Origin of the sequence: Ramlibacter sp. WS9 (genome assembly GCF_003797765.1) — a bacterium.
GTDB lineage: Bacteria > Pseudomonadota > Gammaproteobacteria > Burkholderiales > Burkholderiaceae_C > Ramlibacter.
On sequence record NZ_RKMB01000004.1, the window covers coordinates 207,676 to 232,636 of the forward strand.

The 24,961-nt window shown below is 64.9% G+C and carries 22 protein-coding genes; 5 read left to right on the forward strand and 17 right to left on the reverse strand.

From position 1 onward, the window contains the following. Positions 1–40 precede the first annotated feature (40 nt). From EEB15_RS09070 to EEB15_RS09085, 4 genes are all read right to left on the reverse strand, one after another. A complete protein-coding gene (locus EEB15_RS09070) occupies positions 41–1,039 on the reverse strand; it encodes an ABC transporter permease (RefSeq protein WP_141509511.1) in 999 nt (332 codons plus the stop codon). Further along, positions 1,020–2,501 carry a sugar ABC transporter ATP-binding protein gene (locus tag EEB15_RS09075; protein ID WP_141509512.1) on the reverse strand — a complete coding sequence of 494 codons (1,482 nt, stop codon included), beginning with the start codon at positions 2,499–2,501 and terminating at the stop codon, positions 1,020–1,022. Before EEB15_RS09075 ends, EEB15_RS09070 begins: the two co-directional genes overlap by 20 nt. A 58-nt stretch (positions 2,502–2,559) precedes the next feature. Beyond that, complete coding sequence (locus EEB15_RS09080) at positions 2,560–3,729, reverse strand: ROK family protein (protein WP_141509683.1); 1,170 nt, start codon at positions 3,727–3,729, stop codon at positions 2,560–2,562. Positions 3,730–3,913: 184 nt separating this feature from the next. Then, positions 3,914–5,008: a class I SAM-dependent methyltransferase gene (locus EEB15_RS09085; protein ID WP_233259419.1), complete on the reverse strand. Its 1,095-nt coding sequence runs from the start codon at positions 5,006–5,008 to the stop codon at positions 3,914–3,916. An 18-nt stretch (positions 5,009–5,026) separates the two neighbouring features. On the opposite strand from EEB15_RS09085, the gene EEB15_RS09090 reads away from it, so the two are divergent. The 4 genes from EEB15_RS09090 to EEB15_RS09105 all read left to right on the forward strand — a co-directional run bounded on the left by EEB15_RS09090 (position 5,027) and on the right by EEB15_RS09105 (position 8,901). Then, entirely contained in the window at positions 5,027–5,818 is a 792-nt protein-coding gene (locus EEB15_RS09090; protein WP_141509513.1) for an SDR family oxidoreductase, read from the forward strand. 67 nt (positions 5,819–5,885) lie between these two features. Beyond that, complete coding sequence (locus EEB15_RS09095) at positions 5,886–6,254, forward strand: dihydroneopterin aldolase (protein ID WP_141509514.1); 369 nt, start codon at positions 5,886–5,888, stop codon at positions 6,252–6,254. A 155-nt stretch (positions 6,255–6,409) separates the two neighbouring features. Next, positions 6,410–7,159 (forward strand): hypothetical protein, encoded by a 750-nt coding sequence (locus EEB15_RS09100; RefSeq protein ID WP_141509515.1) that lies wholly within the window; start codon positions 6,410–6,412, stop codon positions 7,157–7,159. Next, positions 7,156–8,901, forward strand: coding sequence for a hypothetical protein (locus EEB15_RS09105; protein WP_141509516.1), 1,746 nt, complete (start codon positions 7,156–7,158; stop codon positions 8,899–8,901). Before EEB15_RS09100 ends, EEB15_RS09105 begins: the two co-directional genes overlap by 4 nt. Here EEB15_RS09105 and xylB read toward each other — a convergent pair. The 7 genes from xylB to xylA are packed head-to-tail and all read right to left on the reverse strand — an operon-like array spanning position 8,898 to position 17,438. Beyond that, on the reverse strand, positions 8,898–10,367 hold the full coding sequence (gene xylB / locus EEB15_RS09110; protein WP_141509517.1) for a xylulokinase: 1,470 nt from the start codon (positions 10,365–10,367) through the stop codon (positions 8,898–8,900). The genes EEB15_RS09105 and xylB overlap by 4 nt on opposite strands. Before the next feature lie 3 nt (positions 10,368–10,370). Then, on the reverse strand, positions 10,371–11,525 hold the full coding sequence (locus tag EEB15_RS09115) for a Gfo/Idh/MocA family protein (protein WP_141509518.1): 1,155 nt from the start codon (positions 11,523–11,525) through the stop codon (positions 10,371–10,373). Further along, on the reverse strand, positions 11,522–12,547 hold the full coding sequence (locus EEB15_RS09120; RefSeq protein ID WP_141509519.1) for a sugar phosphate isomerase/epimerase: 1,026 nt from the start codon (positions 12,545–12,547) through the stop codon (positions 11,522–11,524). Before EEB15_RS09120 ends, EEB15_RS09115 begins: the two co-directional genes overlap by 4 nt. Positions 12,548–12,584: 37 nt before the next feature. Beyond that, a complete protein-coding gene (locus tag EEB15_RS09125; RefSeq protein WP_141509520.1) occupies positions 12,585–13,547 on the reverse strand; it encodes an ABC transporter substrate-binding protein in 963 nt (320 codons plus the stop codon). A 58-nt stretch (positions 13,548–13,605) separates the two neighbouring features. Then, positions 13,606–14,622, reverse strand: a complete 1,017-nt coding sequence (locus tag EEB15_RS09130; RefSeq protein ID WP_141509521.1) for an ABC transporter permease — start codon at positions 14,620–14,622, stop codon at positions 13,606–13,608. Then, positions 14,603–16,090 (reverse strand): sugar ABC transporter ATP-binding protein, encoded by a 1,488-nt coding sequence (locus tag EEB15_RS09135; RefSeq protein WP_141509522.1) that lies wholly within the window; start codon positions 16,088–16,090, stop codon positions 14,603–14,605. Before EEB15_RS09135 ends, EEB15_RS09130 begins: the two co-directional genes overlap by 20 nt. Before the next feature lie 22 nt (positions 16,091–16,112). Continuing rightward, positions 16,113–17,438 carry a xylose isomerase gene (gene xylA, locus EEB15_RS09140; RefSeq protein WP_141509523.1) on the reverse strand — a complete coding sequence of 442 codons (1,326 nt, stop codon included), beginning with the start codon at positions 17,436–17,438 and terminating at the stop codon, positions 16,113–16,115. A 151-nt stretch (positions 17,439–17,589) separates the two neighbouring features. Here xylA and EEB15_RS09145 point away from each other — a divergent pair, with 151 nt between their 5' ends. Then, positions 17,590–18,783 carry a DNA-binding transcriptional regulator gene (locus EEB15_RS09145; RefSeq protein ID WP_141509524.1) on the forward strand — a complete coding sequence of 398 codons (1,194 nt, stop codon included), beginning with the start codon at positions 17,590–17,592 and terminating at the stop codon, positions 18,781–18,783. Between the two features lie 33 nt (positions 18,784–18,816). On the opposite strand, the gene EEB15_RS09150 is transcribed toward EEB15_RS09145, so the two are convergent. From EEB15_RS09150 to EEB15_RS09175, 6 genes are read right to left on the reverse strand one after another with little or no spacing between them, the layout of a single operon-like run. Continuing rightward, positions 18,817–19,494, reverse strand: coding sequence for a GntR family transcriptional regulator (locus EEB15_RS09150; protein WP_141509525.1), 678 nt, complete (start codon positions 19,492–19,494; stop codon positions 18,817–18,819). A 3-nt stretch (positions 19,495–19,497) separates the two neighbouring features. Next, positions 19,498–20,508 (reverse strand): Gfo/Idh/MocA family protein, encoded by a 1,011-nt coding sequence (locus tag EEB15_RS09155; protein ID WP_141509526.1) that lies wholly within the window; start codon positions 20,506–20,508, stop codon positions 19,498–19,500. After that, positions 20,505–21,623, reverse strand: coding sequence for an ABC transporter ATP-binding protein (locus EEB15_RS09160; RefSeq protein WP_141509527.1), 1,119 nt, complete (start codon positions 21,621–21,623; stop codon positions 20,505–20,507). Before EEB15_RS09160 ends, EEB15_RS09155 begins: the two co-directional genes overlap by 4 nt. 27 nt (positions 21,624–21,650) lie before the next feature. After that, positions 21,651–22,514: a carbohydrate ABC transporter permease gene (locus EEB15_RS09165; RefSeq protein ID WP_141509528.1), complete on the reverse strand. Its 864-nt coding sequence runs from the start codon at positions 22,512–22,514 to the stop codon at positions 21,651–21,653. Beyond that, positions 22,515–23,495, reverse strand: a complete 981-nt coding sequence (locus EEB15_RS09170) for a carbohydrate ABC transporter permease (protein WP_199236490.1) — start codon at positions 23,493–23,495, stop codon at positions 22,515–22,517. A 7-nt stretch (positions 23,496–23,502) separates the two neighbouring features. Next, positions 23,503–24,813: an ABC transporter substrate-binding protein gene (locus tag EEB15_RS09175; RefSeq protein ID WP_141509529.1), complete on the reverse strand. Its 1,311-nt coding sequence runs from the start codon at positions 24,811–24,813 to the stop codon at positions 23,503–23,505. Positions 24,814–24,961 lie beyond the last annotated feature (148 nt).

Below are 24,961 nucleotides of genomic sequence, written 5' to 3' on the forward strand. Positions count from 1 at the left end.
GTTGATGGTGGCCGAACGGCCTGTTGCTACTGCCTGATCCTCATCGCCGCCCCCGCTGCAGGAAGGCGACGATGATGATGACGAACCCCTGCACCGCCGCGTTCAGGTACACGCTGATGATGCTGGTGAGGTTGAGGATGTTGCTGATGACCGAGAGCAGGATCGCGCCGACCACCGTGCCGGTGATGCTGCCCGCACCGCCCTTCAGCGCCGTACCGCCGACGATCACGGCCGCAATCGCTTCCAGTTCCCACAGGAGGCCGGTGGTGGGCGATGCGGAACCGAGCCGTGGCACGTAGAGCAAGGTCGCGATGCCCACGCACAACCCGAGCAGCATGTAGGTGATGATCTTCACGCGGTCCACGTCGACCGCGGCATAGCGGGCGACCTGCTCGTTGGAGCCGATGGCCTGAACGTAGCGGCCGTAGGCCGTGCGGTTCAGGATCAACCCGCCGGCCAGCGCAACGACGATGAACACCCACACCGGGTACGGCACGCCCGCGAGGCTTCCGTAGTAGACCGGGCTGTAGACATCGGAGAGCTTGTTGTCGAGTGTGATCGCGCCGCCGTTGGCAAAGTACGTGAGGTACGCGCGGAAGATGCCCAGCGTGCCCAGCGTCACGATGAAGGGCTCGATCCGCCCCTTGGTGATCAACAGGCCATGCGCCATGCCGAAGCCCGCACCCAGCGCCAATGCCAGCACCATGCCCAGCACCACCACGAGCACGGGCGAACCGATCAACCCACCGCCCCAGTTCATCACCAGGATCACGCAGCCCGCGATCAGCGCCGCCATCGAACCCACCGACAAATCGATGCCGCCCGAGATGATGACGAAGCACATGCCCACCGCGATGATGCCGATGAAGGCGGTGCGGGTCAGCACGTTCAACGCGTTATCGAGCGTGGCGAATTCGCCGTTGAGCATGGTTCCCGCCATGCACAGCAGCGCCAGGCCGAGCAGCGGGCCGAAGCCGTGCAGCCGCCCCCAGAGCGCGGCCGCGCGAGCGCCGGTGGTTTCAGCGTGTACCGGTGGCATGGGCGATGAGCTCCTCTTCGGTCAATTGGTCTTCGGTCAGGCTGGCGGTGATGCGCCCCGCGCGCATCACGACGACGCGGTGGCACAGGCCGATCAGTTCCACCAGCTCCGACGAGATCACCACGACGGCGAGCCCTTCGCGCGCCAGCCGCTGGATCAGGAAATAGATGTCGCGCTTGGCGCCCACGTCGACGCCGCGCGTAGGCTCGTCGAGCACCACGACGCGTGGCTTCGGGTCGAGCACCTTGGCCAGCGCCAGCTTCTGCTGGTTGCCGCCCGACAGCGAAGACGCCCGCTGCCGCAAGTCGCCGGTGCGGATGCCGAAGGATTGCACCGCCTCCGCCAGCGCCGCATCTTCACGGGCGGGGTCGAGCCAGGGCTGCGCATAGCGCCGCAGGTTCATCAGTGTCAGGTTCTCGCGCAGCCCGAAGTGGACGTGCAGGCCCTTGCCCTTGCGGTCTTCGCTGAGGTAAGTGATGCCGTGCCGCGCTGCGTCGCGCGGGCTGCGCAAATGCAGGCGCATGCCTTCGATTTCCACCTGGCCTTCGGCGGGGCGCAGGCCCAGCAGGCCCTCGAACAATTCGGTGCGGCCGGCGCCGACCAGTCCGGCAAAGCCCAGGATCTCGCCGCCGCGCACTTCGAAAGCGATGTCCTCGGCCCAGCCCGGAACACTCATGCCTTCCACGCGCAGCAGCGGCGGCGCCTGCGGCGCGGCTTCCTTGGGCGGGAACAGGTCCGACAGTTCGCGGCCCACCATCAAGTTGGCCATCTCGTGACGGGTCAACGACGCGGTCGGCTGGCGGACGACGAAGCGTCCATCGCGCATCACGATCACCTCGTCGGTCACGCGCTCCACCTCGTCGAGCTTGTGCGAGATGTAGATCAACGTCACGCCCTCTGACTTCAAGCGTGCCATCAGCTCGAACAGGCGGCTGGTTTCGCCGGGCGTCAGCGTGGCCGTCGGCTCGTCCATGATCAAGAGGCGCGCCTTGCGCACCAGCGCTTTCGCGATCTCGACCAACTGCTTTTCGGCGACGATCAGCTGGCGCACGCGCGTGCCGGGGCTTGACTGCAAGCCGACTTGCCGCAGCGCGTCGGCCGTCATGGCATCCATCGCCGCGTCGTCCAGCCGCCAGCCCTTCTTCACCTCGTGTCCAAGGAAGATGTTCTGGGCGATGGTCAGGTCTTCCGCCAGGTTGAACTCCTGGTGGATGAGGACGATGCCGCGGGCCTCGGCCTCGCGCGAGTTCTTGAAGCGCACGGGCTCGCCGTCGACCCGAACCTCGCCGCCATCGTGCTGCAGGTAGCCCGAGAGGATCTTCATCAACGTCGACTTGCCCGCGCCGTTCTCCCCCAGCAGGCCGTAGACGCGCCCCGGCTCGATGCTGAAGCTGACACCGTGCAGCACGCGCACGGTTCCGAAGTCCTTGACGACGCCATCGAATTCGACGGCGAGGCTCATCAGGTTACCTCCGCGCTATGCGCTGCGGTGCTATTCGCCTCGGGAGCGGCCCAGCGGCTCATGGCTTCGCCCCTTGCAGCCGCAGTGATTCCTGCATCGCCAAAGCGCCGGCGCCGATCAAGCCCCCGCGGCCACCGAGCGGCGTGTATTGAATCTCCAGATGGCGCGTTGAGAGCGCGAGCGAGCGGTGGTACACGCTCTGACGCACCGAGGCGAGAAACAGCGGGCCGATCTGAGTCACGCCGCCGCCGATGAACACGTGCGAGGGATTGAAAAAGTTGACGACGGCCGCCAGCATCTGCCCGATCAGGCTGCCCGCGTGCTGGATGATGGCGTTGGCCGTGGCGTCGCCGTTGCGGCTGGCCTGGCCCACGTCTTCGGCCGTGAGCTTGCCGTTTTGCGCCAGCAGTTCAGCCAGGGTCGCGCTCTCTCCGCTTTGCGCCGCTTCCATCGCCCTGCGCGAGATCGCCGGCGCCGCGGCCATCGCCTCGACGCAGCCGGTGTTGCCGCAATGGCAGCGCGGACCGTTCTGGTCGACGCAGATGTGGCCGACGTCGCCGGCCGATCCGTTCGCGCCGCGATAGATCTCGCCATGGCAGACGATGCCGCAGCCGATGCCCGTGCCCACCTTGATCACCATGAAGTTCTGCAGCCCACGCTGCAGACGCCAGAGTTCGCCGAGCGCCATCAGGTTGACGTCGTTGTCCACGAACACCGGCGCGGTGAAGGCTTCCGCAAGGTAGTCGCGGATGGAGAAGCTGTCCCAATCCGGCATCAGCGGCGGGTTGACCAACTGCGCGGTTTCGAAGTCCACCGGCCCGGGCACGCCCATGCCGATGCCGATCACCTGCTTGGGCGACATGCCGCATCCGACCAGCAGTTCGCGCGTCAGCTCGCGCACCCGCGCCAGCACGACGCCGGGCCCGACGCGCACGTCTGCATCTTCGGAGTGGCGAGCCAGCACACGCAGGTCGGGCGTCATCACCGCCACGTCGAGGCTGGTGGCGCCGAGGTCCACGCCGATGACCACGCCCAGGCCTTGTGCGAGCTGCAGTGTTTCAGGACGGCGGCCGCCGGAAGATGGGCGCAGGCCGGTTTCGACCAACAGACCCTGTTCGATGAGGCCGGCGGCCAATGCGTTGACCTTGCTCTTGGAGCAGTCGAGGCGGTCGGCCAGCATGTGGCGCGAGCTGTCCGCCGACCAGAAAACGGTCTGCAGCAACTCCATTTCCGAGGCGGAAAGCTGGTCCCAGCGTGGCACGCGGTGTCTCCAATCCCAGCTTTGGCGCTGGTTCGGAACGGATGCTAGGACCAGAACTTCAGCTAGACAAGCGTGAACTTAGGATATTCTCCGGCCGAAGTTCGCGTGAGACTGGCGCAACGATCAATGAAACGGGAACTTAAAGCCTCAATCACAGGCGATCCGTTCGATCGCCTTCGGCAAAGCCCACGGCGTTCCAGAAGGCGCCCTTGTGAAAGCCGATCACCTTGAACAGCTCGCCCATCTCGTGTTCGGCCAGCAGCCGCTGGGCGGCAATGCGTTCAGGCAATGCCGCATCCGCGAGCATCGGCACCAGCCCGCAATTGATGAGAAACCGCGCCTGGCTGGTGTAGCCGAGCGTTGGCAGGCCCGCCTCTTGCGCCGCCAGCGCGAGCCCGGTGAAGTTCACGTGCGCCGTGATGTCCTTCAAGCCGATCTCCGATAGCGGGTTCGTGTCCGCTTGATGCCCGCGATGGCACATCACCGTGCCCATGTGGCGCTGAGGGTGGTAATACTCCGACTCGGCAAAGCCGTAGTCGATGAAGAACGCGGCACCCTGCTCCAGCCGGTCCGCCAGCGTGCGAATGAAAGCTTCCGCCTGCGGATGGATCTCGGTCAGGTAGTCGTGCGTGCGTTCGATCTCGACCGGCGGGCGCAGGTCGGTCGCGCGGTCCTGCCACGACAAGGTGTCACCTGCTGCCGCCACGCCGCGCTCGTGCCACGCGCCAGCGGTACGAACCAGCAGCTTCACCGGCATGGCGTCGAGCACTTCGTTGCCCACGATCACGCCGCGAATCGTTTCCGGCAGCTCCGCCACCCACTGGACCTTGCCCGCGAAACCGGCGAGCAGCTCGCGCTGGCGCTCGCGCAAGCTGCCCGACAAGTCGACGATGGTGTAGCGCCTGACCTGGTCGCCCAGCGCCTGCAGCAACTGCAGGGCGAGCGCGCCGGAACCCGCGCCGAATTCCCACACCTCGTCGGTGCCGGTCGTGCGCAGCGCGTCGGCCACCTGCACCGAAAGCGCCTGGCCGAACAGCGGACTCATCTCGGGCGCAGTGACGAAGTCGCTGCCCGAAGAAGGCATCTGGCCGAACTTGCGGGTGTCGTTGGCGTAATAGCCCAGGCCCGGCGCATAGAGGGCCAGGGCCATGAACCGGTCGAAGGGAAGCCATCCGCCGGCGCGGCCGATGGCCGCTTCCACCAGCGCCTGCAGGGCCCTCGTTAAACTCTTTGCTTCTGTCGTCACATTGAGGATTGTCCCCGAATGAGCGATTCGCCCCGTCCGCGCACCGTGCTGGTCACCGGCTCCGCCAAGCGGCTGGGCCGCGAGGTCGCGTTGGCGCTGGCCGCCGCGGGCTGGCAGGTGGCCGTGCACTACCGGGGTTCGGCCGCCGAGGCGGCGCAGACGGTCGTGGATTGCAAGAGGGTCGCCGCCGCGGGTGCAGGGGTGCAAGCCTTCGAGGCCGACTTGCAGGACGAAGCCCAGGCGCGCGCCTTGCTGCCGCGCGTGATCCAGCACTTGGGTGATGTGGACGCGATCGTCAACAACGCTTCGATGTTCGAGCACGACACCGCAAAGAGCTTCGGCTACGACAGCCTCGTCGCCCACATCCGCAGCAACGCGGGGGCGCCCATCCTGCTCGCGCAAGCGCTGCATCAGCACGTGGTTTCGCGCGGCGATGCCGCGCCCGCGCGTGATGCGGTGGTCGTCAACATGCTGGACCAGAAGTTGTGGAACCAGAACCCCGACTTCCTGAGCTACACCCTGTCGAAGGCGGCGCTGGAAGCGGCCAACACTATGCTGGCCATCGCGCTCGCGCCGCAGGTGCGCGTGGTCGGCGTGGCGCCGGGCCTGACGATCACCAGCCACCTGCTGTCGCCCGAGAAGTTCAAACAGCTGCATCAGCTGTCACCGCTGGGCCGCTCATCGACGCCGCAAGACGTGGTGTCGGCCGTGAAGTTCGCGCTGGACAACCGGTCGATCACCGGCACCACGCTGCTGGTCGACGGCGGCCAGCACCTGATGAAGTTCGACCGCGATTTTTCACTCATGTGACTTTGTGGGTCAGATCACGAATTTGCAAAGCAAATTGTGCTCTGACCCCAACTGACTAGGATTCTCGATGACCAAGGCCGGCAACCAGACCCTCACCCTCACCGGGCTGCGCTTCACGGCCAACCTGGGCATCCTCGACCACGAGAAGACCAGCCCGCAGCCCATCATGGTGGACGCCGAGCTGAACCTCGGCCCGCAGCCGCTCTTGCCGCGCGACGACGACATCGGCCACGTGCTCGATTACCGCAAGGTGCGCCGCATCATCATCGACGAGTGCACCGCAGAGCATGTCAACTTGCTGGAAAGCTTGATCGGCAAGTTGGCGCACCGGCTGATGCAGCTGCCGGGCGTGCTGGGCGTGCGAGTGCGGATCGCGAAGCTGGAAATCTTCGAGGATTGCGAAGTCGCGATTCGGGTCGAGACGGGGCTCTGGTGATTGGGCGTGTTGCCGCTCCTTTGCGACGAGGCTTGCGGGCTGCGATACTGCAAAACCTCCGGATAGGCATTTCAACGAACCTACCCGAATTGACCGCAGGCAGGCATCCTCTTCACATCGGCAGCCGGGCAGCCGAACGCAATTGAATTGAGCCGATGATCGACCAACCCGACCACGTCCGCGCCGAGCAAGCATCGCGGATGCTGACCACCCTTCTCGCCACAGAGCCATTCCAGGCGGACCGGGTAAAACAGTGCATCGGCCTCCATGGGCGCCGTCATCTGCTCAAGATTGTGCCGGACGCATCAGAGTTACTTGAGCCAGTGGTTGTCCGAAAGATGCTTCGCCGGCTTGTCGGCGTTTGCGTTTTTCCGGATCAACTTTGCACGATTGGCTTGTCAATAATCGAACTTCCGAACGCATTCGAACGCTACCTGGGTTTGGTCACCAGCACCTTTGCCGATGTGATCGGACTTGAGTATCCGGACACGACCACAGCAATTTTGACGCAGAAGTTGGCTGATCTTGATCCGCAAAGCCCATGGGTTGACGTGCTGACATCCATAGTCGCTCACCTAAAATCCAACCGCATCTGGGATGGTCTGCCTGAGTGCAAAGAACTCGACCTCAGCGCTGAAGCGGCGGCGACTTATAGGTCACACCGGAGGCGAGAACAGCGCGAGATTCACGAGGCCGCAGAACAGAAATCCGTGTTTGCACAGCTCTCTTTGCAGCTGCATTTGAAGTATGGCCGGTCAATCGCCACGCGCATGGGTGAACGTTTCGGCGCTGTTACGGAACTACAGCACCATTCGATTCAAATCGAGCTGCCGCGCTCGGAGCGAGTCGATCCCCTCGCAGGGCAATTGCGTAGGCTTACCTTCATTCAGGACGGTGACACGTGAGCTACGCCCTAGTTCTGCAGGAATACCTTGCCCAGCTCAAAGAATCAGGAGAGCTTGATGAATTGCTACCGACGCTGTTGAGCGCAATGGGCTTCGAGATGCTCACGAAGCCCCAGGTCGGCGTGCGTCAATATGGAAGTGACTTGCCAGCCGTAGGGGTGGACGAGGACGGCTCGAAAAAACTGTTTGTCTTTGTGATCAAGTGCGGGGACATTGGCCGTCACAACTGGGAAATGGGAAAGCAGGCAGTACGCCCGTCGATTAACGAGTTAGCTGATGTCTGGTTTCGCACGCATGTTCCGGCTGAGTTTATGGCTCTGCCTCGCAAAGTGGTGCTAGTCACGAACGGGGAAATCAAGCAAGAACTCACTCAAAACTGGACGGGGTTTCAGGCTGACTGGCACGGTGCGATGCGTGGTGAGTTGACCTTCTGGGGGACTTCCAGGCTGGTCAAGCTCATCGAGGAGCATCTTTTCGACGAGTTTCTTTTCACGGCGGAGGCCAAGTCGCTGCTGCGTCGAGCATTAGCCACCCTCGACGAGCCTGAAGCTTCGGTGGCGAAGTTTGCCGAGTTCGCGGTCGCGACCTTCGACAAAGCTCGCGGTGCGAAGCCCAAACTCGCGCGCAGCGCGGCTCGTCTTGTGGCAGTGGGATTGGCTATCTACGTCAAGTGGTCCACCTTCGAGGCTAACCTGAGGCCCGCCCTTCTCGCGACTGAACGCACATACCTACTTATGTGGAATTTCCTGCGCGGGAATTCTCTCCAGCAAGACAATGAGGCATTGCGATCACTTTCTCATGTCCATGCGGAGCTCGCCAGGATCGGCTTTGAATGGTGGGGTAAGTTCGTTCCCTATTACCGGACTGAAGGAGCGTTTGCGGCGCGATCCCCGGACGCGATATTCACAAACATGCATGTATTCGAGCACATCGGAATTCTGTCGCTTCAGGGGTTGATGTGGGCTGATCTTGCATCTCGCGACGCGAAGGCGGGTGAGTCCGCTGAACTCATGGCAAAGGAATTGGCCTCGCTGCTTGACTCGCACACGATCAGCTGTACACCAGCATTTGATCACCAGACCATCGATATCCTGTTGGGCATGATTCTCCTGGCGCGCACTGGTCGGCGCGCGGAAGCCATCGCTTGGCTGAAGGAACTCATTCGCGGGGTGAAGTTCGCGCGCCAGATCGGCCGATATGCGCCTTGCTCTTCAGACGCGCTAGAAGATTTGATTGCGATGAGGCTTGCGCGCGACCTGAGCGTCGAGAAGATGACGGAGACATCAATTCTTCTGCCTGCCATCGCCTTGCTGTGTGCGGCTATGGAACAGCCCGAGCTGTACGCGGCGCTACTAGAGCACGTTGTGCCACGCTTCGAGGGAACCACCCTACAGGTTTGGCACCCCGATGCAACCTACGAGGACCGGCTAGACTGTCGTGAAGATCTGCCCTGGACGTATGGTATATCTGAGGCCCCCTATCCGCTACCGGACTCGTTTGAAGAGTTCAAGAGGCTCGTTGGACTACGACCCGCAGGGGCACCGGACGATACGCATTTCGACTTTGCAAAGCACGGGCTCACGTGGTTACCACTCATCGCCAGCAGGACCTATCGCGGCCCAATACCTACCTGGTTTGTGCTGCAGGCAGCGATCGATAGGTCAGGGACAGTGGGAGGGGGGTCGGTGCCCCCAAACGCGGCACCAGCGAAGAGAGGCCGGAAAGGCAAGCCGGCACACTAGACCTTGAAGTGGCTCTCGAGGCTCCGGTACAGCCCCTCGAATCGCTCCGTCCGTTCCAGCATCCGCGCACGTTCCGCGCTCCGCGGTTCGAACTCGTCCACCACCTCGAGCGGCCGAAAGATGTGCGCAGCCCCATCCGGCTCGCACGCCAACCAGGCCAGCCGTGCCGCACCGAGCGAAGGCCCCACCTCCGCATCCGCATGCCGCACGACATTCAAGCCGGTCGCGTCAGCCATCATCTGCGCCCAGTACGCGTTGCGCGAACCGCCGCCGATCAGGCTCACGCGCTCGAGGCCGGGTTGCACCGCCTGCAGCGCGGCAATCCCCTGCGCCATGCCCAGGCACACACCTTCCAGCGTGGCGTTCACCATGTCCTCGCGCTGCGTGCCCGCGTGCATGCCGAAGAACACCGCTTTTGCGTGCGGGTTGTTGTGCGGCGTGCGTTCGCCGCTGAGATAAGGCAGGAACAGCGGCGTGTCATCGCGCAGACCCCGCTGCTCGGCTTGCGCGAGCAGTGCTCCCACATCGCGTTCGCCAAGTAGCCCGGCGGTGAATTCCAGACACGATGCCGCCGAGAGCATCACGGACATGAGGTGCCAGGACCGCGGCAGCGCATGGCAGAAGCTGTGCACGGCCTGCTGTGGGTTCGCGACGAACGCACCTGTGGCCACGAAGACCACGCCGGATGTTCCGAGCGACATCATGGCATCGCCAGAGTTCACCACGCCTGCGCCCAGCGCGCCGGCGGCGTTGTCGCTCGCGCCGGCAACCACCGGGATCTCGCGCAGGCCCCAGCGCTGCGCCAACTCGGGCAGCAGCGTGCCGGTCACCTCCGGGCCCTCGTGCAACCGGGGCATGTGTCCGGTCGACAAGCCGCATGCCGACAGAAGTTCGTCGCTCCATTCGCGCTTGCCCACGTCGAGCCACATCGTTCCGGCCGCATCGGACAGGTCGGTTGCATAGTCGCCGGTCATCCGCCAGCGCAGCCAGTCCTTGGGCAACAGAACACGGCGCACGCGGTCGAAGAGCCTCGGCTCGTGCTTCGCGACCCACAGCAGCTTTGGCGCCGTGAAACCCGGCATCATCAGGTTGCCGGTGATCTCGCGTGAGCGCGGCACGGCCTGTTCCAACGCCGTGCATTCCGCCGCGGCCCGGCCGTCATTCCAGAGAATGGCGGGCCGCAGAACTTCGTCGAACTCGTCGAGCAGTGTGGCGCCGTGCATCTGGCCGGTGAGGCCGATGGCTTCGATCTGGCCGGCCGTGACGCCGCCACGCCGCAGTTCCTCCAGCGCCGCCCCCACCGCAGCGTCGCACGCGCGCCACCACTCGGCGGGGTTCTGCTCACGCCATAGCGGCTGCGGCGCATCCACAGCGAGCGGCGCGGAGCCGCTGGCCAACAAGCGGTGGCTGCGGTCCAGCACAACCGCCTTGACACTGGACGTGCCGAGGTCAATGCCCAGGAACATCGGTCAGCCCTCGAACGGCGTCCACTTGGCCGATCTGGCCGCGGACTGCACCACCTTCTCGATGAACCGCACCCCGCGCGCGCCGTCTTCCAGGCGCGGATAGTCGGCGTCCAATGGGTCCGGCGTGTGACCCGCCTGCACGGCGCGGATGTGCCCGGCCACACCCAGGTACACATTGGCGAAGGCCTCGATGAAAGCCTCCGGATGTCCCGTGGGCAGGCGCGTCGCGCGTCGCGCCGCCTCGCCAAGCCACGGCGAGCCGCGCGTGAGCACGCGCAGCGGCCCGTCGATGGGCGCGTGCATCAGCCGGTTGGGTTCTTCCTGGTGCCAATCCAGCGTGCCGCTGGTGCCGAACACGCGCAGCCGCAAATCGTTCTCGCATCCCACTTCGATCTGCGATGCGATCAGCACCCCCTTGGCGCCGTTCTTGAATCGCAGCAAAACATTGCCGTCGTCGTCGAGGCGCCGCCCCGGCACGAAGACCGTGAGATCCGCGCAGATGCTTTCCAGCTCCAGGCCCGTCACGGTCGCCACCAGATTCTCCGCGTGCGAGCCGATGTCGCCGATCGCGCCGGCCAGGCCGCTGCGCGCCGGGTCCGTTCGCCAATCAGCCTGCTTCTGGCCGCTGGCTTCGAGATGCGTCGCCAGCCAGCCCTGGTTGTATTCGACGATGACCTTCCGCACCGTGCCGATCGCGCCGCGCGCCACCATGTCGCGGGCTTCGCGCACCATCGGATAACCCGTGTAGTTGTAGGTCACACCGAAGATGGAGCCGCTGCGCCCGACGATCCGCATGAGTTCCGCCGCCTCCTCGCTGGAATGCACCAGCGGCTTGTCGCACACCACGTGGATGCCCGCGTCCGCAAACGCGCGCGCGACCGGAAAGTGCATGTGGTTGGGCGTGACGATGGAGACGAAATCGATGCGATCGTCCTTGCCGCGCCGCAGTTCGTCCGCCAACAGGTCTTCCCACCGGCCATGATTGCGGTCATCGCTCAGGCCAAGGTCGCGGCCGGAGGCACGCGCGCGATCCGCGTCGGACGACAGCGCGCCGGCCACCAACTCCATCTGCCCGTCCAGTGCCATGGCCTTGCGGTGCACGGCGCCGATGAAAGCGCCCTGCCCGCCGCCCACCATTGCATACCGCAACCGTTTCATGAGCCCGCCATCCCGCCCTGTTTGGCTTTGTCGAACACCGCGTCGAACGCACCCGTGGCGGGCTTGAAGTCCAGCCGCTTGCTGTAGGCGGCGCTCTCCGTCGCGCCATGCACGCGGTCCATGCGGCTGTCTTCCCACTCCACGCTCAAGGGCCCGTCGTAGCCGATGTCGTTGAGCGCGACGATGATGGATTCGAAGTCGATTTGCCCACGCCCCACGCTGCGGAAATCCCAATTTCGGCGCGCGTCGCCGAAGCTGGTGTGGCCGCCGAAGACGCCCACGGTGCCGTCGCCGCGGCCCCACCACACGTCCTTCATGTGCACGTGATAGATGCGGTCATGGAACGTCCGGATGAACTTGACGTAGTCCACGCCCTGGTAGCCCAGGTGGCTCGGGTCGAAGTTGAACCCGAAGCGCTTGTGCCCGCCCACGGCCGCGATGGCCCGCTGCGCCGAAGCGATGTCGAACGCGATCTCCGTTGGGTGCACCTCCAGGCCGAAGTTCACGCCGCACTGCTCGAACACGTCGAGGATGGGCTTCCAGCGGTTCGCGAAATCCTCGAAGCCCTTGTCCCAATACGCCTGCGTGGTCGGCGGAAAAGCGTAGAGCGAATGCCAGATGGACGAGCCGGTGAAACCCGTCACCACCTTCACGCCCAGTTTGGCAGCGGCACGCGCGGTGTCCTGCATCTCCCGCGCCGCGCGCTGCCGCACGCCTTCCGGATCGCCATCGCCCCACACCCTTTCGGGAAGGATGGCCTTGTGGCGCTCGTCGATCAGGTCGCACACCGCCTGGCCCACCAGGTGGTTGCCGATGGCGAGACAGCGCAAGCCGTGCTGCTCGAGCACGCCCCGCAGGTCTTGCACATAGCGGTCGTTCGACAGTGCCTCTTGCACGTCGAAGTGGTCGCCCCAGCACGCCAGTTCCAGGCCGTCGTAGCCCATGCTGCGTGCCAGGGGCGCCAGTTCCTTGAGCGGCAGGTCCGCCCATTGCCCCGTGAAAAGTGTGACAGCTCTTGCCATGATTTCAGCCAGCTTTCTTGATCTGTCCCGAACGTTTTCAGAAAGGCGAATCGGGGAAGTAGTACTGCTTGGCGTTGTCCTTGGTCACCAGCACCGACGGGATGATCGTGGTGGGCGGCAGCTTCTCGCCCTTCACGCGCGCGGCGGCCGTGAGCTTCATCGCGTCGGCGATCATGGCCGGCGAGTAGGTGACGTCGGCGGTGACGGTCTTGTCGCCGTCCATGACCTTCTTGATGTAGTCCTTGGAACCGGCGCCGCCCAGCACGAGCTTCACGTCCGTGCGCTTGGCCTGCGCGATCGCCTTCTGCACGCCGACGGCCATGTCGTCGTCGGACGCCCACACCGCGTCGATCTGCTTGAAGCGCGTCAGGTAGTCCTGCATCACCTTGAACGCGTCGTCGCGGTTCCAGTTGCCGTGCTTGGCATCCAGCACCTTGATGTCGGGATGGGTCTTCATGACCGCGTTAAAGGCGTCCACGCGCTGGTTGTCGATGACCGTGGGAATGCCCCGCAGCACGACGACGTTGCCCTTGCCGCCCATGGACTTGGCCATGAATTCGGCCGCGACCTTGCCGAAGCCCGGGTTGTCGCCCGCGACGTACGCGTCCTGCGCGCTGGTGTCCGTGAGGCCGCGGTCGACGACGGTGACATACACGCCCTTGCTCTTCACCTGCGCGACGGGCTGCGTCAGCGGCGCGGATTCGAACGGCAGGATGACCAGCGTGTCGATCTTGTTGGCGGTGTGCAAGTCCTGCACCTGGTTGGCCTGCTCCGAAGCCGACCCGGCCGTCTTGACCGTGACCTTCAAGCCCGGATACTGCTTTTCCAGTTCGGCTTTGGTCCGGTTGGCCCAGTACACGACGCCGCCCGTCCAGCCGTGTGTCGCGGCCGGGATCGAGACGCCGATGTGCGGCTTGTTCTGCGCGAGCGCGGACGGTGCCGCGCCAAGCGTGGCCAGAGCGGTGGCGCCGGCGGCCACCAGACGGATCAGTGATTTCATGCTTGTCTCCTTGGACGTTGTGAGAAGCGGCAGCCTTGCCACCTGTTGGGGGAACCGGTTACTTGCGCCCGCGTTGGAAGAACGCGACCGCGATGATGACGAAGCCCTGCACCGCCGCATTCAGGTACACGCTGATGATGCTGGTGAGGTTGAGGATGTTGCTGATGACCGAGAGCAGCACGGCGCCGATCACGGTGCCGGTGATGCCGCCGGCGCCGCCCCGCAACGCTGTGCCGCCGACGATCACCGCGGCGATGGCTTCCAGCTCCCACAGCAGGCCGGTGGCCGGCGATGCCGACCCCAGGCGCGGAACGTACAACACGGTGGCGATTCCCACGCACGTGCCCAGGAGCATGTACGTGAGCACCTTGACGCGGTCCACGTCGACGGCGGCGTAGCGCGCGACCTGCTCGTTCGAGCCGATGGCTTGTACGTAGCGGCCAAAGGCGGTGCGATTGAGAACCAGCCCGCCCAGCAAAGCAACCGCTGCGAAGACCCACACCGGCACAGGCACACCCAGCCAGCTGCCGTAATACACAGGGCTGTAGACGTCGACGAGCGCACTGCCCAGCGTGATCGCGCCGCCATCGGAGAAGTACGTGAGGTAAGCGCGGAAGATGCCCAGCGTGCCCAGCGTCACGATGAACGGCTCGATGCGTCCCTTGCTGATCAGCAGCCCGTGGCCGAGCCCGAACAGCGCACCCAGCAGCACCGCGAATGCCATGCCGATGACGACGGCAGTCATCGGGCTCCAGCCGGCGTTCGCGGTCGCATTCATCAGCAGGATGGTGCTGCCGGCGATCAGCGCCGCCATCGAACCCACCGAAAGATCGATGCCGCCCGAGATGATGACGAAGCACATGCCTACCGCGATGATGCCGATGAAGGCCGTGCGCGTCAGCACGTTCATTGCGTTGTCGAGGGTGGCGAAATTCTCGTTGAGGAATGCACCGGCAATGCACATCAGCGCCAGCCCGGCCAGCGGCCCGGCACCCGTGAACGAGGGCCAGTTGCGCTTGACCGGCTGCGTGGCAGGTGCTTTGACGGCCACGGTGTCAGTGTGTTCCAGTTGCATGGGCGATCAACAGTTCTTCGGACAACTGGCCCGCGGGAAGTTCGGCGACCAGCTTGCCTTGCCGCATCACGAGGACGCGATGGCAAAGCCCGATCAGCTCGAGCAACTCCGAGGACACGACGATGATCCCGCGGCCTTCGCTGGCCAGCCGGCGGATGAGGAAATAGATGTCGCGCTTGGCGCCGACGTCAACGCCTCGCGTGGGTTCGTCGAGCACGACCACCTTCGGGTCCGGCTGCAACACGCGCGCCAGCGCCAGCTTCTGCTGGTTGCCACCGGACAGGGAGGAGGCCGGCACATCGGAGCGTTGCGTGCGAATGCCGAACTCCGCCGTGGCGCTAGCAAGTGCAGCCTGTTCGCGCCGCCGATCGAGCAGCGGTTGCGCGTAACGCTCCAGCGCCATCAGCGTGAGATTTTCGGCCAGCCCCATGCGCAGGTGCAGGCCGCGCGTCTTGCGGTCCTCGCTGAGGTAGGTGACGCCCAGCTTCGCCGCAGAACGCGGGTTGCGCCGCGCCCAGGCCTTGCCGGCCACCCGCACCGATCGCGCGTCGGCCGCTCGCAGGCCCAGCAACCCTTCGAACAGTTCCGTGCGGCCCGCGCCCACCAGACCCGCGAAGCCGAGTATCTCGCCCGCGCGCACCTGGAAGCTCGCGTCCTCGCACCAGCCGGGAACAGACAGGCCGTCGACGTCCAGCAATACAGACGCGTCGGCCGGCACGGGCACCCGGGGCGGATACAGGTCGGCCAGTTCCCGCCCCACCATGAGGCCCGCCATTTGCTGGCGCGTCACGCTTTCGGTCGGCCGGCGCGCGACGAAGCGGCCGTCACGCATCACGATCACCTCGTCGGTGATGCGCTCGACCTCGTCGAGCTTGTGGGAGATGTAGAGGATGGTGGCGCCGCCCGCCTTCAGCTGCTTGATGAGGGAGAACAGCCGTTCGGCCTCGGATGGCGTCAACGTCGCCGTGGGTTCGTCCATCACCAGCACACGGGCGCGCCGGGTGAGGGCGCGGGCGATCTCGACCAGCTGCTTCTCCGCCACGATGAGGTCCCCGACGCGGCGCGTGGGGCTGCAGTTCAAGCCGACCTGGCGCATCGCCGCGGCCGCCTCGTTAGCCATCGACACTTCGTCCAGCATGCCGTAGCGTTTGCGCTCGTGCCCGAGGAAGATGTTCTGCGCGATGGTCAGGTCGTCCGCCAGATTGAACTCCTGGTGGATCATCACGACGCCCGCGGTTTCCGCCTCGCGCGGACCGTCGAACCGCACGGCGTGCCCGTCCAGCTCCACGCCGCCCTCGCTGGCCGCCTCGTAGCCGGCCAGGATCTTCATCAGCGTCGACTTACCGGCGCCGTTTTCCCCGAGCACGCCGTACACGCGGCCGGGCGCGAGCTCGAAGCTCACGCCGTGCAGCACCTGCACGGGGCCGAACCGCTTGCTCACGTCCTTGAATCCGACTGCCAGGCTCACTGACTGCTCCTGCTTTTTCTGTTCACGCCGTGCCGGCGAAGATCGCGGCGTTGACCCGGTTCTCCAGCCACTCCTGGCGGCCGCTCACCGGCCGAGGCTGAAGGTCGTGCACGAATGCGTGTTCGGCCAGTTGGCTCAGGCTCATGTCGCTCGCAAAGATGCGCTGGCCCAGCTCGCCTTCCCAGTTGGCATAGCGCTGCTCGCGAAACTGTTCGAGCTCGCGCGACTCGACCAACCGTGCCGCGCTCTTGAGCGCCAGCGCAAGCGCGTCGATCGCGCCCACATGGCCGTACATGATGTCGACCGCGTCCATGCTCTGGCGCCGCACCTTCGCGTCGAAGTTGAAACCGCCGCTGCCGATGCCGCCCGCGCGAAGGATCTCGTACAGCGCCAGCGTGAGGTCTTCCACGCTGTTCGGAAACTGGTCGGTGTCCCAGCCGTTCTGCGGATCGCCGCGGTTGGCGTCGATGCTGCCGAAGATGCCGAGCGATGCGGCCGTCGCGATCTCGTGCTGGAAGCTATGGCCCGCCAGCGTGGCGTGGTTGGCTTCGATGTTCAGCTTGATCTCCTTCTCCAGGCCGAACTCCTTCAGGAAGCCGTACACGGTGGCGCTGTCGAAGTCGTACTGGTGCTTGGTGGGCTCCAGCGGCTTCGGCTCGATGAGCAGCTGGCCCTTGAAGCCGATCTTGTGCTTGTGGTTCACCACCAGTTGCATGAAGCGCCCGAGTTGACGGCGCTCACGGTGCAGGTCGGTATTGAGCAACGTGTCGTAGCCTTCGCGGCCACCCCACATCACGTAGTTGGCGCCGCCCAGTTGCTGCGTGGCGTTGAGCGCGCTGAACACCTGCGTCGCCGCATATGCGAACACCTCCGGGTCGGGGTTGCTCGCCGCACCGGCTGCGTAGCGGGGATGGCTGAACAGGTTGGCCGTTCCCCACAGCAGCGCGATGCCGGTTTCCTTCTGCTTTTGCGCGAGCACGTCCACCATGGCGGACAGGTTGCTGCGGTACTCCGCGAGGTTCGCCCCTTCCGGTGCCACGTCCGTGTCATGGAATGTATAGAACGGCACACCGAGGCGCGAAATCATGCCGAAGGCCGCGTCCGCCTTTTTGCGCGCCATCATCAGCTCGTCGCCGCCGGCATGCCAGGGCCGATTGAACGTCCCCTGTCCGAAGACATCGCTGCCGGGCCAGACGAAGGTATGCCAGTAGCAGACGGCGAGCCGCAGATGCTCTTCCATCGACTTGCCCAGCACGAGCGCTTTGGCGTCGTAGTGGCGGTAGGCCAATGGATTCGCGGCCTGCGGGCCTTCGTAGCGGACGGGTGCGATCGATTCGAGAAAGCTCATGTGTATGGTGGTTCAACTGCCGATGGCGCGATCCTAGGAGCCCTTGCGTTTGCGCGCGATTGCGAAATTAGCGAGGCCCACTTGCGAAAATGCTTTCTGCAGCGCAGCAAAAGGCGGGATGTGCCAATATCCGAAGCGAGTGAACTCGACCATGGACGCATCTCTTCGACACACAGCCCCCACCGTTTTGCGGGTGGCGCTGCTTTTCCACGCAAGCAAGGTGTACGACCGCGAAATCATCACGGGCATTGGCGACTACGTGAACCAGACCCGCGTCGCGTGGGATCTTTTCCTCGAAGAGGATTTCCGCTTCCGGCTTGACGGGATCCACGACTGGGACGGCGACGGGATCATCGCGGACTTCGACGATCCCGCCGTCGCGAACGCTTTGACAGGCGTGCGCGTGCCGGTGGTCGCCGTCGGCGGCTCGTACGAGGACGCTGCGTGCTACCCCACCGGCGTCCCCTATGTCGCAACGGACAACGGCGAGCTGGTGGTGCGCGCGATGAACCACCTGGTCGAGTCGGGGCTCACCCGCTTCGCCTGCTACAGCCTGCCAGAGTCGCCGCTCAACCGTTGGGCCCAGGAGCGGGAGAAAGCGTTCACCGCATGGCTCGCGCGCGACGGCCTGGCCGGCGAAATCCACCGCGGCCTGGCCACCAGCGCGCCCACCTGGGGCAGCGCCACGCGAAAACTGCTCTCCTGGCTGGAACGTTTGCCCAAACCGATCGGCATCGTCGCCGTCACGGATGCGCGAGCGCGGCAGGTGCTGCAGGCGTGCATCGTCGGCGGCATCGCGGTGCCCGACGAAGTCGCGATCATCGGTATCGACAACGACACGCTGGGTCAACACCTGACGAGGATCCAGCTCAGTTCGGTCAGCCAGGGAACGCACGAGATGGGCTACCGCGCCGCGCACCTTCTGCACCAGTCGCTCGGCGGATCGCCGGTGCGTGACGAACGCGTCGTCGTGGCCCCGGCCGGCGTCCACTCGCGCGCGTCGACGGCGCGCGACGTCGCGCACAGCGCGCCCGTGATGCGCGCGCTCCACTACATCCGCCAGTACGCCTGCCAGGGCATCAAGACCGAGCAGGTGGCGGAAACGGTGGGCCTCTCGCGCTCATCTCTGGAGATGTATTTCCGCCGCGAGTTGAAGCGATCGGTGCACGACGAAATCCTGCAGCACAAAATGCAGCGCTGCTTTGATCTGCTTGGCAAGACGGACATGGGCATCGCGGAGGTGGCACGGGCGAGCGGCTTCCGCTCGGTGCAGTACCTCAACACGGTGTTCAAGCGGGAACTGGGCGCGACGCCGGCGTCGTGGCGGGAGAGCCGCCGTTCCTGAGGTGCCCCAGAGGTGTCGCGCCGGTGCCCGCGATCAACGCTCCAATGCGGCCACCTGCCGCAGGTAAGCGCTCTTGGCGCCCTGCAGGTGGTCAACACACAGTTGAGCGAGCGCCCACGGGTCCGTGCCCTTGAGCAGCTGGATGATCTGGTGGTGATCGCGCTCCGACGCCAGCGCGTGGTCATAGTCGGCGGTCTTCTTGGCACGCACAGGCAGGCTGAGCCACATGTAGTGCTCGATCGATTCCACCAGGTACCTGTTGCCGCAGGCAGCGAACATGGCAATGTGGAAAGCGTCGTTGGCTTCATGCACGCCGCGGAAATTTCGCGCGCGCAGGTGGCGGCCATACTCCTCATGCAACCGTTCCAGCTGCTCGATGACGGCGGGCGGCGCAGGCAAGGGAATCCGCAGTGCCGCCTGGCGCTGAAGGAGTTCGCGCACTTCGTAGATTTGGGAAACCTCGCGCGGCGTGAGCGAGCGCACGGTGACGCCCTTGTTCTTTTCGCGCACGACAATGCCCGTCCGCTCCAACTCGAGGAAGGCCTGCCGAACGAAATGGCGGGTCACGCCGAAACGCGCAATCAGGTTGTCTTCGATCAGCCGCGTCCCGGGCTCCAGGCGCCCGAAGATGATGTCGTCGCCCAGCAGCTTGGCGAGCGCCGCGGGCTCACCCGGCACCTCCGCCGCAGGCTGTTGCACTACCGCTTTCATGGATCAACCCCTCTGGGAATCTGCCGCCCCGCTCGCGTAGGCCGATTCGACGAGTTCGAGCGTGCGCAGATTGTCGCTCGCCGCGGTTTCGAACGGCGCGCCCGATGCGACGCAATCGACGAAATGGGCGATGGCCGCCGCATACGACTGGGCGTAGCAGGCCGGCATGTCGTAGGTCAGCTCGCCGGGCTGCGCACCCATGCAGCGCAGAGTGTCCCCGTCCAGGACGATGGTTCCATGGGTGCCGATCAGCGTGAGCCGGTCGACCAGGTTGGGCGGTTGCCCATGCACGGCCAGGTTCGCGAGCATGGCAATGGGTGCCTGGGTGGCCGTCTCGAACGCAAGGAAGGCGCGGTCCTCGCCCTTCATGGCGGGCGACAGATGTCCCAGACGCGCATGGCGCAAGCAGAGATCACCGAGCAGGAACCTCAGCGTATCGATGTGGTGAATCAGTATTTCCATCACCAGGGCGCGATCGAGCAAGGCAACGAACGGCTGGCGCGCGAGGGCCGGCAGTTGGCCCTGGGCGTCGGGAATGAGGCCCGAGGTCAGCAGCGTCATCTGCCCCTGAACCACATCGCCGATGCGGCCCGCGTTCAGCCAGCCCGCCAGATCGCGGTAGTACGGTCGAAAGCGCCAGTTCTCGTGGACCATCAATCGGCAACGGCCCTCCACTTCGGCCACGAGCGAGCGAGCCTGCGCCAGGGTGGGCGCGAGAGGCTTCTGGCAGAGCACCGCGAGGCCCTTGCGCGCAGCCATGCGCACGATCTCGGCATGAAACTCGCGCGGTGCCGCGACGTCCACGGCGTCGAGCTGCGCTTCGTCGAGCATTTGGCCAGCGCTGTCGAAGACCTGCGCGATGTCGAACTCGCCGGCACGCGCTCTCGCGGCCGCTGCGTTCGGGTCGGCGATGGCAACCACCTTGGCGCGCGCGCCCATCCGCGCCCAGCCGGCCAGATGGTGCTGCGTGACCCAGCCCGCGCCCGCCAGGCCCACCCGCAACGGCGCCGTCATTGCAGCTCGCGGCCGGGGATGGCCTTGCCGGTCGCTCCATCGAAAAGGTACAGCGCGGATTCAGGCGCGCTGAGCGACACGTGATCGCCCAGTTGGGCGGCCGTGTCCCGGTGCAGCCGCGCGATGACTTCGCCCGCGCCGCCATTCAGGTCCACCGCCACCAAGGTTTCGGCGCCCAGGGGTTCCACGGCCGCGACGGTGCCGCGCAACGCCGTGGCACCGCCGGCGTCGCGCTCATGCAGGACAAGTTCTTCCGGGCGAATGCCCAGTTGAACCGCGCCGCTTGCCGGCAGCGCACTGCCGGTCCATCGCGAAAGCGGCAGGTGGGTGCCGCCTGGAAGCGCCGCGCCGACCTGCCCTCCGACCGATGCCAATTGCACCTGCAGGATGTTCATGGGCGGATTGCCCAGAAAGCGCGCGACGAACACGTCGGCCGGCGCCCGATACACCTCGAGCGGCTTGCCGATTTGCGCCACCTTGCCTTTGTTCATCACGCAGATGCGCTGCCCCATGGTCATGGCCTCGACCTGGTCGTGCGTCACGTAAATCATGGTGGCGGCCAGGCGGTGGTGCAGCCGCACGAGTTCGTTGCGGGTGTTCACGCGCAGCGCGGCGTCCAGGTTGGACAAGGGCTCGTCGAACAGGAACACCTTGGGCTCGCGCACGATGGCCCGGCCCAGCGCCACGCGCTGGCGCTGGCCGCCCGACAGCTGGGAGGGCTTGCGCTGCAGCAGCTCGCCCAGACCCAGGATGCCGGCGGCAGCCTGGATGCGTGTCTGGATTTCTGCCGCCTCGACGTTGCGGCGGCGCAGGCCAAAGGCCAGGTTGTCCGAGACGGTCATGTGCGGATAGAGCGCGTACGACTGGAACACCATCGCGATGTCGCGATCCTTCGCGGGAACGTTGCCGACTTCGCGGTTGTCGATGGAAAGGCTGCCCGATGAAATCGATTCGAGTCCCGCGACCATGCGCAAGGTCGTCGACTTGCCGCAGCCCGAAGGACCGAGCAGCACCATGAACTCGCCGTCGGCAACGGTGAAGGTCACGTCATCCACCGCGGGCGTTGGTGCGCCGCGGTAGCGTTTGAACATGTTCTGGAGGTGGACGGTGGCCAAAGCGTTTGTCTTTCTTGAGGCGCAGCGCTACTTCACCGCGCCGGCGGTCATGCCCTGAATGAGCTTTTCGGAGAAGAAGGCATAAACGATGACGACCGGGATGACGGCGATCATCATTCCCGTGGCGATCATCCCGATGTCCTGGAAGTAGTCGCCCATGTAGGCGCGGATGCCGATGGGCAGTGTGCGCAGCGCGGGCTCATTCACCAGCACGACCGCGAACAGGAACTCGTTCCACAGCTGGATGAAGTTCAGGATGATCGTGGTGGCGATGGCGGGCATGCCCACCGGCAGCACGATGCGCCAGAAGATCTCGAAGTCGCCGTAGCCGTCCATCTTGGCGGCATCGAACAGATCCTGCGGAATGCGCGCGAAGAAGCTTTCGAGCAGGTACACCGTGAGCGGCAGCTGCAGCCCCACATACACCAGGATCAGCCCCAGGCGTGTGTTGTACAACTTGTATTCGACCAGCACCTGGAACAGCGAGATCAGGATGATCTGCGGAGGAAACACGATGGAGCTGAACAGGATGAAATAGACCAGCCGGTTGCCGCGGAAGTTGTAGCGCGCCAGACAGTGCGCCGCGGCCGCGCCAAAGAGGGTGACGATGGCCACGGCCGCGCCCACCACCAGTGTGCTGTTCCAGAAATACTGCGCGAAGTTCGAATCGACCCAGGCGATGCGGAATTTTTCCCAGTGGAAGGTGGCGGGCCACGCAAAGTGCGACGCGCTGATCTCCAGCGTGGTGCGCAGTGACATGGCCGCCACCCATACGAACGGCAACGCCGAATACAGCGTGTACAGGACGATGATGGCCATCAGGCCGCCCTGCCTCAGCCAGCGCGTGGCGGAATCGACAGGGAAGGGAGAGCTTGAAACTGAAGCGGTCATCTAGTATTCGAGCCGCTCGCGCCGGCGGAACAGGACGTTGAACAGCACCACGAAGCCCACCACCACCACGAACCAGACCACGGCGATGGCCGAGGGGTAGCCCAGATCGAACGTGTTCCAGTTGAAGGCGCGCTTGTAGACGTAGGTCGAGACGGTTTCGGTGGCCCAGAGCGGTCCGCCCTCGGTCATGATCCAGACCAGGTCGAAGACTTTCATCTTGCCGATGAAGGCGAGGATGTAGAGGTTCAGCAACGTGGGCCACAGCATGGGCACGATCACGTGCACCAGCTTCTCGTACCAGCCGCAGTTGTCCAGCTCGGCGGCTTCCAGCACTTCGGACGGCAGCGAGTGCAGCGCGGCCAGGCACACCACCATGTTGAAGCCGGCCCACTTCCAGGCGTGGGTGATCATCAGCGCACCCAGCGCGTAGCTCGGGTCCCCCAGCCAGGACTTGGCCCAACTGGCCAGCCCCATGGCGCGCAGGGCCGCGTTGATCACGCCCCAGTCGTAGTTGTAGATCCAGACCCACATGATGCCGACCACCACATACGACAGCAGCACCGGCGTGAACCAGGCCACTCGCAGGAAGCGCGAGAACGGCACGCCCGCGTAGAGGCAGAGCGCCAGCAACAGCCCCGTTGCAACGTCGAGCAGCGGCGCCAGCGCCGACCATATCGCGGTGTTGCGCACCGCCGCCCAGAATGTCTTGTCGCTTGCCAGTTCGATGAAGTGCGCGAAGCCGACGAACTTGGATTGCTCGATGTCGGCGATGGTGAAGAAGCTGTTGTAGAAAGTGCGCAGCACGGGGTAAGCCGTGAGCGCCGCGTAGACCAGCAGAGCCGGCGCCAGGAACAGCATCAGCGCGGGCCAGGTGGTCCGCCGCGAGTCGGCCTCGGGGGGCGCGAACCAGCGGTCTATCCATTGGCGCAGGCCGGGCTGCTGGGCGGGCACCAGGGGAGAAAGCGGAGCGGCCTGTGTCACGGCGCAATCAGGAAGCCGACTTGCAGGCGGCGTCCATCTGCGCGGCCGCGTCCTGCACGCTCACCTGCCCGCCCGGGAAGCCGCGGTTGAGCACTTGCGAGAAGGTGTCGGCGCACTTGCCGCTCAGGTAGTGCAGCGGCGTGCCGACGAAGAACCTGGCGCCTTTGCTGCGCTCCTGCAGCTCCTTGAAGTACGGCACCCAGATGCCCTGCATGCGGTTCGCGTCGCTCTTGATGCCGGTCTGCAGCAGGACATCCTCCAGCCATCGCGTGCCGTTGTCCACCGTGGCGATGGAGTTCATCAGCTTGCCCGCGCAGTCCTTGTTCTTGCTGCGCGAATACATCACGTAGCTGCCGCCGACGGCCAGCGTCTTGCACTCCGGGCACTTGGAGTTGTCCAGCGTCGGGTACTTCATGATGCCGAGCGGAAAGCCCTTGGGCTGGCCGCCTTTTTCGGGCGCGACGAACGCACGGCCGGTGTACCAGCTGGCGATGGGGAACATCAGCGCGCCCGGGTTGGTGTGGAAGTAGTAGTGCGACTCGCCCAGCTTCATCGTCGCGAAACTCTTGGGATACGCGCCCGCGTCGACCAGTTGCTTGACCCAGGTCATGGCTTCGATCACGCGCGGATCGGTGAACGAGAGCTTGCCGGTGAGCAGCAGCTTGTAGTCGTCGGTGCCCAGCTTGCGCAGCAGCACTTCCTGCAGGAGATACGCGCCCGGGTACGGCCGGTCGCCCACGCCGTTGGCCAGCGGCGTGATGCCGGCGGCGGTGGCCTTCTTCACCAGGTCGGTGAACTGCGCCTGGGTCAACTGCATGCCCGCCGGCAGCTCGACGCCCACCTTCTTGAGCAGATCCTTGTTGTAGTACAGCTCCACCGTGTACGCCTCGACCGGCAGGCCGTACACCTTGCCGTCGAGCGTCCACTCGCCGCGGGCCCAGTCCTCGAGGTTGTTGATGTTGATGTGGCTGTTCAGCGGCTCGAGGTAGCCGCTCTTGGCGAACGCGATTTCGTCGGGCTCCAGCCAGAAGATGTCCGGCGCCTGGCCGGTGCGAACCGACGTCTTGACCGACGCATACAGATCCGACTTCTGGATGAACTGGAGGTTGACCTTGCACTGTGGCGTGGCCGCTTCGAATCGTTTCACGCGTTCTTCGACAAACCCGCGCTTCGATGCTTCGTCGGGCCAGTGGCTCCACATGGTCACGGTTTGCGGCGTGGTTTGGGCCCCCGCAGTCAGGCCGGCCGCGGCGCAACACAGCGCACCCAGCAGAGCAATCAAGGGGCGGCGGACCGGCAAGTAGTGGGCAAGTTGCATGGCGTCTCCAAAAAGACAGGTTAGGGATTCAGGGCGAGCCTGTTTATCGATAATATGATGCTTGGAATTGCGTATTAACAGGGTTAATACCAGGGAGATCAGGATGAAGAGCGTCATTATTATTGACCATCAGACAATGATTATCAAT

What these genes read in the sequence shown, in the direction of transcription:
- EEB15_RS09070 (WP_141509511.1), bottom strand. Translation starts at nt 1,039, where the DNA reads ATGCCACCGGTACACGCTGAAACCACCGGCGCTCGCGCGGCCGCGCTC.
- EEB15_RS09075 (WP_141509512.1), bottom strand. Translation starts at nt 2,501, where the DNA reads ATGAGCCTCGCCGTCGAATTCGATGGCGTCGTCAAGGACTTCGGAACC.
- EEB15_RS09080 (WP_141509683.1), bottom strand. Translation starts at nt 3,729, where the DNA reads ATGGAGTTGCTGCAGACCGTTTTCTGGTCGGCGGACAGCTCGCGCCAC.
- EEB15_RS09090 (WP_141509513.1), top strand. Translation starts at nt 5,027, where the DNA reads ATGAGCGATTCGCCCCGTCCGCGCACCGTGCTGGTCACCGGCTCCGCC.
- EEB15_RS09095 (WP_141509514.1), top strand. Translation starts at nt 5,886, where the DNA reads ATGACCAAGGCCGGCAACCAGACCCTCACCCTCACCGGGCTGCGCTTC.
- EEB15_RS09100 (WP_141509515.1), top strand. Translation starts at nt 6,410, where the DNA reads ATGATCGACCAACCCGACCACGTCCGCGCCGAGCAAGCATCGCGGATG.
- xylB (WP_141509517.1), bottom strand. Translation starts at nt 10,367, where the DNA reads ATGTTCCTGGGCATTGACCTCGGCACGTCCAGTGTCAAGGCGGTTGTG.
- EEB15_RS09115 (WP_141509518.1), bottom strand. Translation starts at nt 11,525, where the DNA reads ATGAAACGGTTGCGGTATGCAATGGTGGGCGGCGGGCAGGGCGCTTTC.
- EEB15_RS09120 (WP_141509519.1), bottom strand. Translation starts at nt 12,547, where the DNA reads ATGGCAAGAGCTGTCACACTTTTCACGGGGCAATGGGCGGACCTGCCG.
- EEB15_RS09125 (WP_141509520.1), bottom strand. Translation starts at nt 13,547, where the DNA reads ATGAAATCACTGATCCGTCTGGTGGCCGCCGGCGCCACCGCTCTGGCC.
- EEB15_RS09130 (WP_141509521.1), bottom strand. Translation starts at nt 14,622, where the DNA reads ATGCAACTGGAACACACTGACACCGTGGCCGTCAAAGCACCTGCCACG.
- xylA (WP_141509523.1), bottom strand. Translation starts at nt 17,438, where the DNA reads ATGAGCTTTCTCGAATCGATCGCACCCGTCCGCTACGAAGGCCCGCAG.
- EEB15_RS09145 (WP_141509524.1), top strand. Translation starts at nt 17,590, where the DNA reads ATGGACGCATCTCTTCGACACACAGCCCCCACCGTTTTGCGGGTGGCG.
- EEB15_RS09150 (WP_141509525.1), bottom strand. Translation starts at nt 19,494, where the DNA reads ATGAAAGCGGTAGTGCAACAGCCTGCGGCGGAGGTGCCGGGTGAGCCC.
- EEB15_RS09155 (WP_141509526.1), bottom strand. Translation starts at nt 20,508, where the DNA reads ATGACGGCGCCGTTGCGGGTGGGCCTGGCGGGCGCGGGCTGGGTCACG.
- EEB15_RS09165 (WP_141509528.1), bottom strand. Translation starts at nt 22,514, where the DNA reads ATGACCGCTTCAGTTTCAAGCTCTCCCTTCCCTGTCGATTCCGCCACG.
- EEB15_RS09175 (WP_141509529.1), bottom strand. Translation starts at nt 24,813, where the DNA reads ATGCAACTTGCCCACTACTTGCCGGTCCGCCGCCCCTTGATTGCTCTG.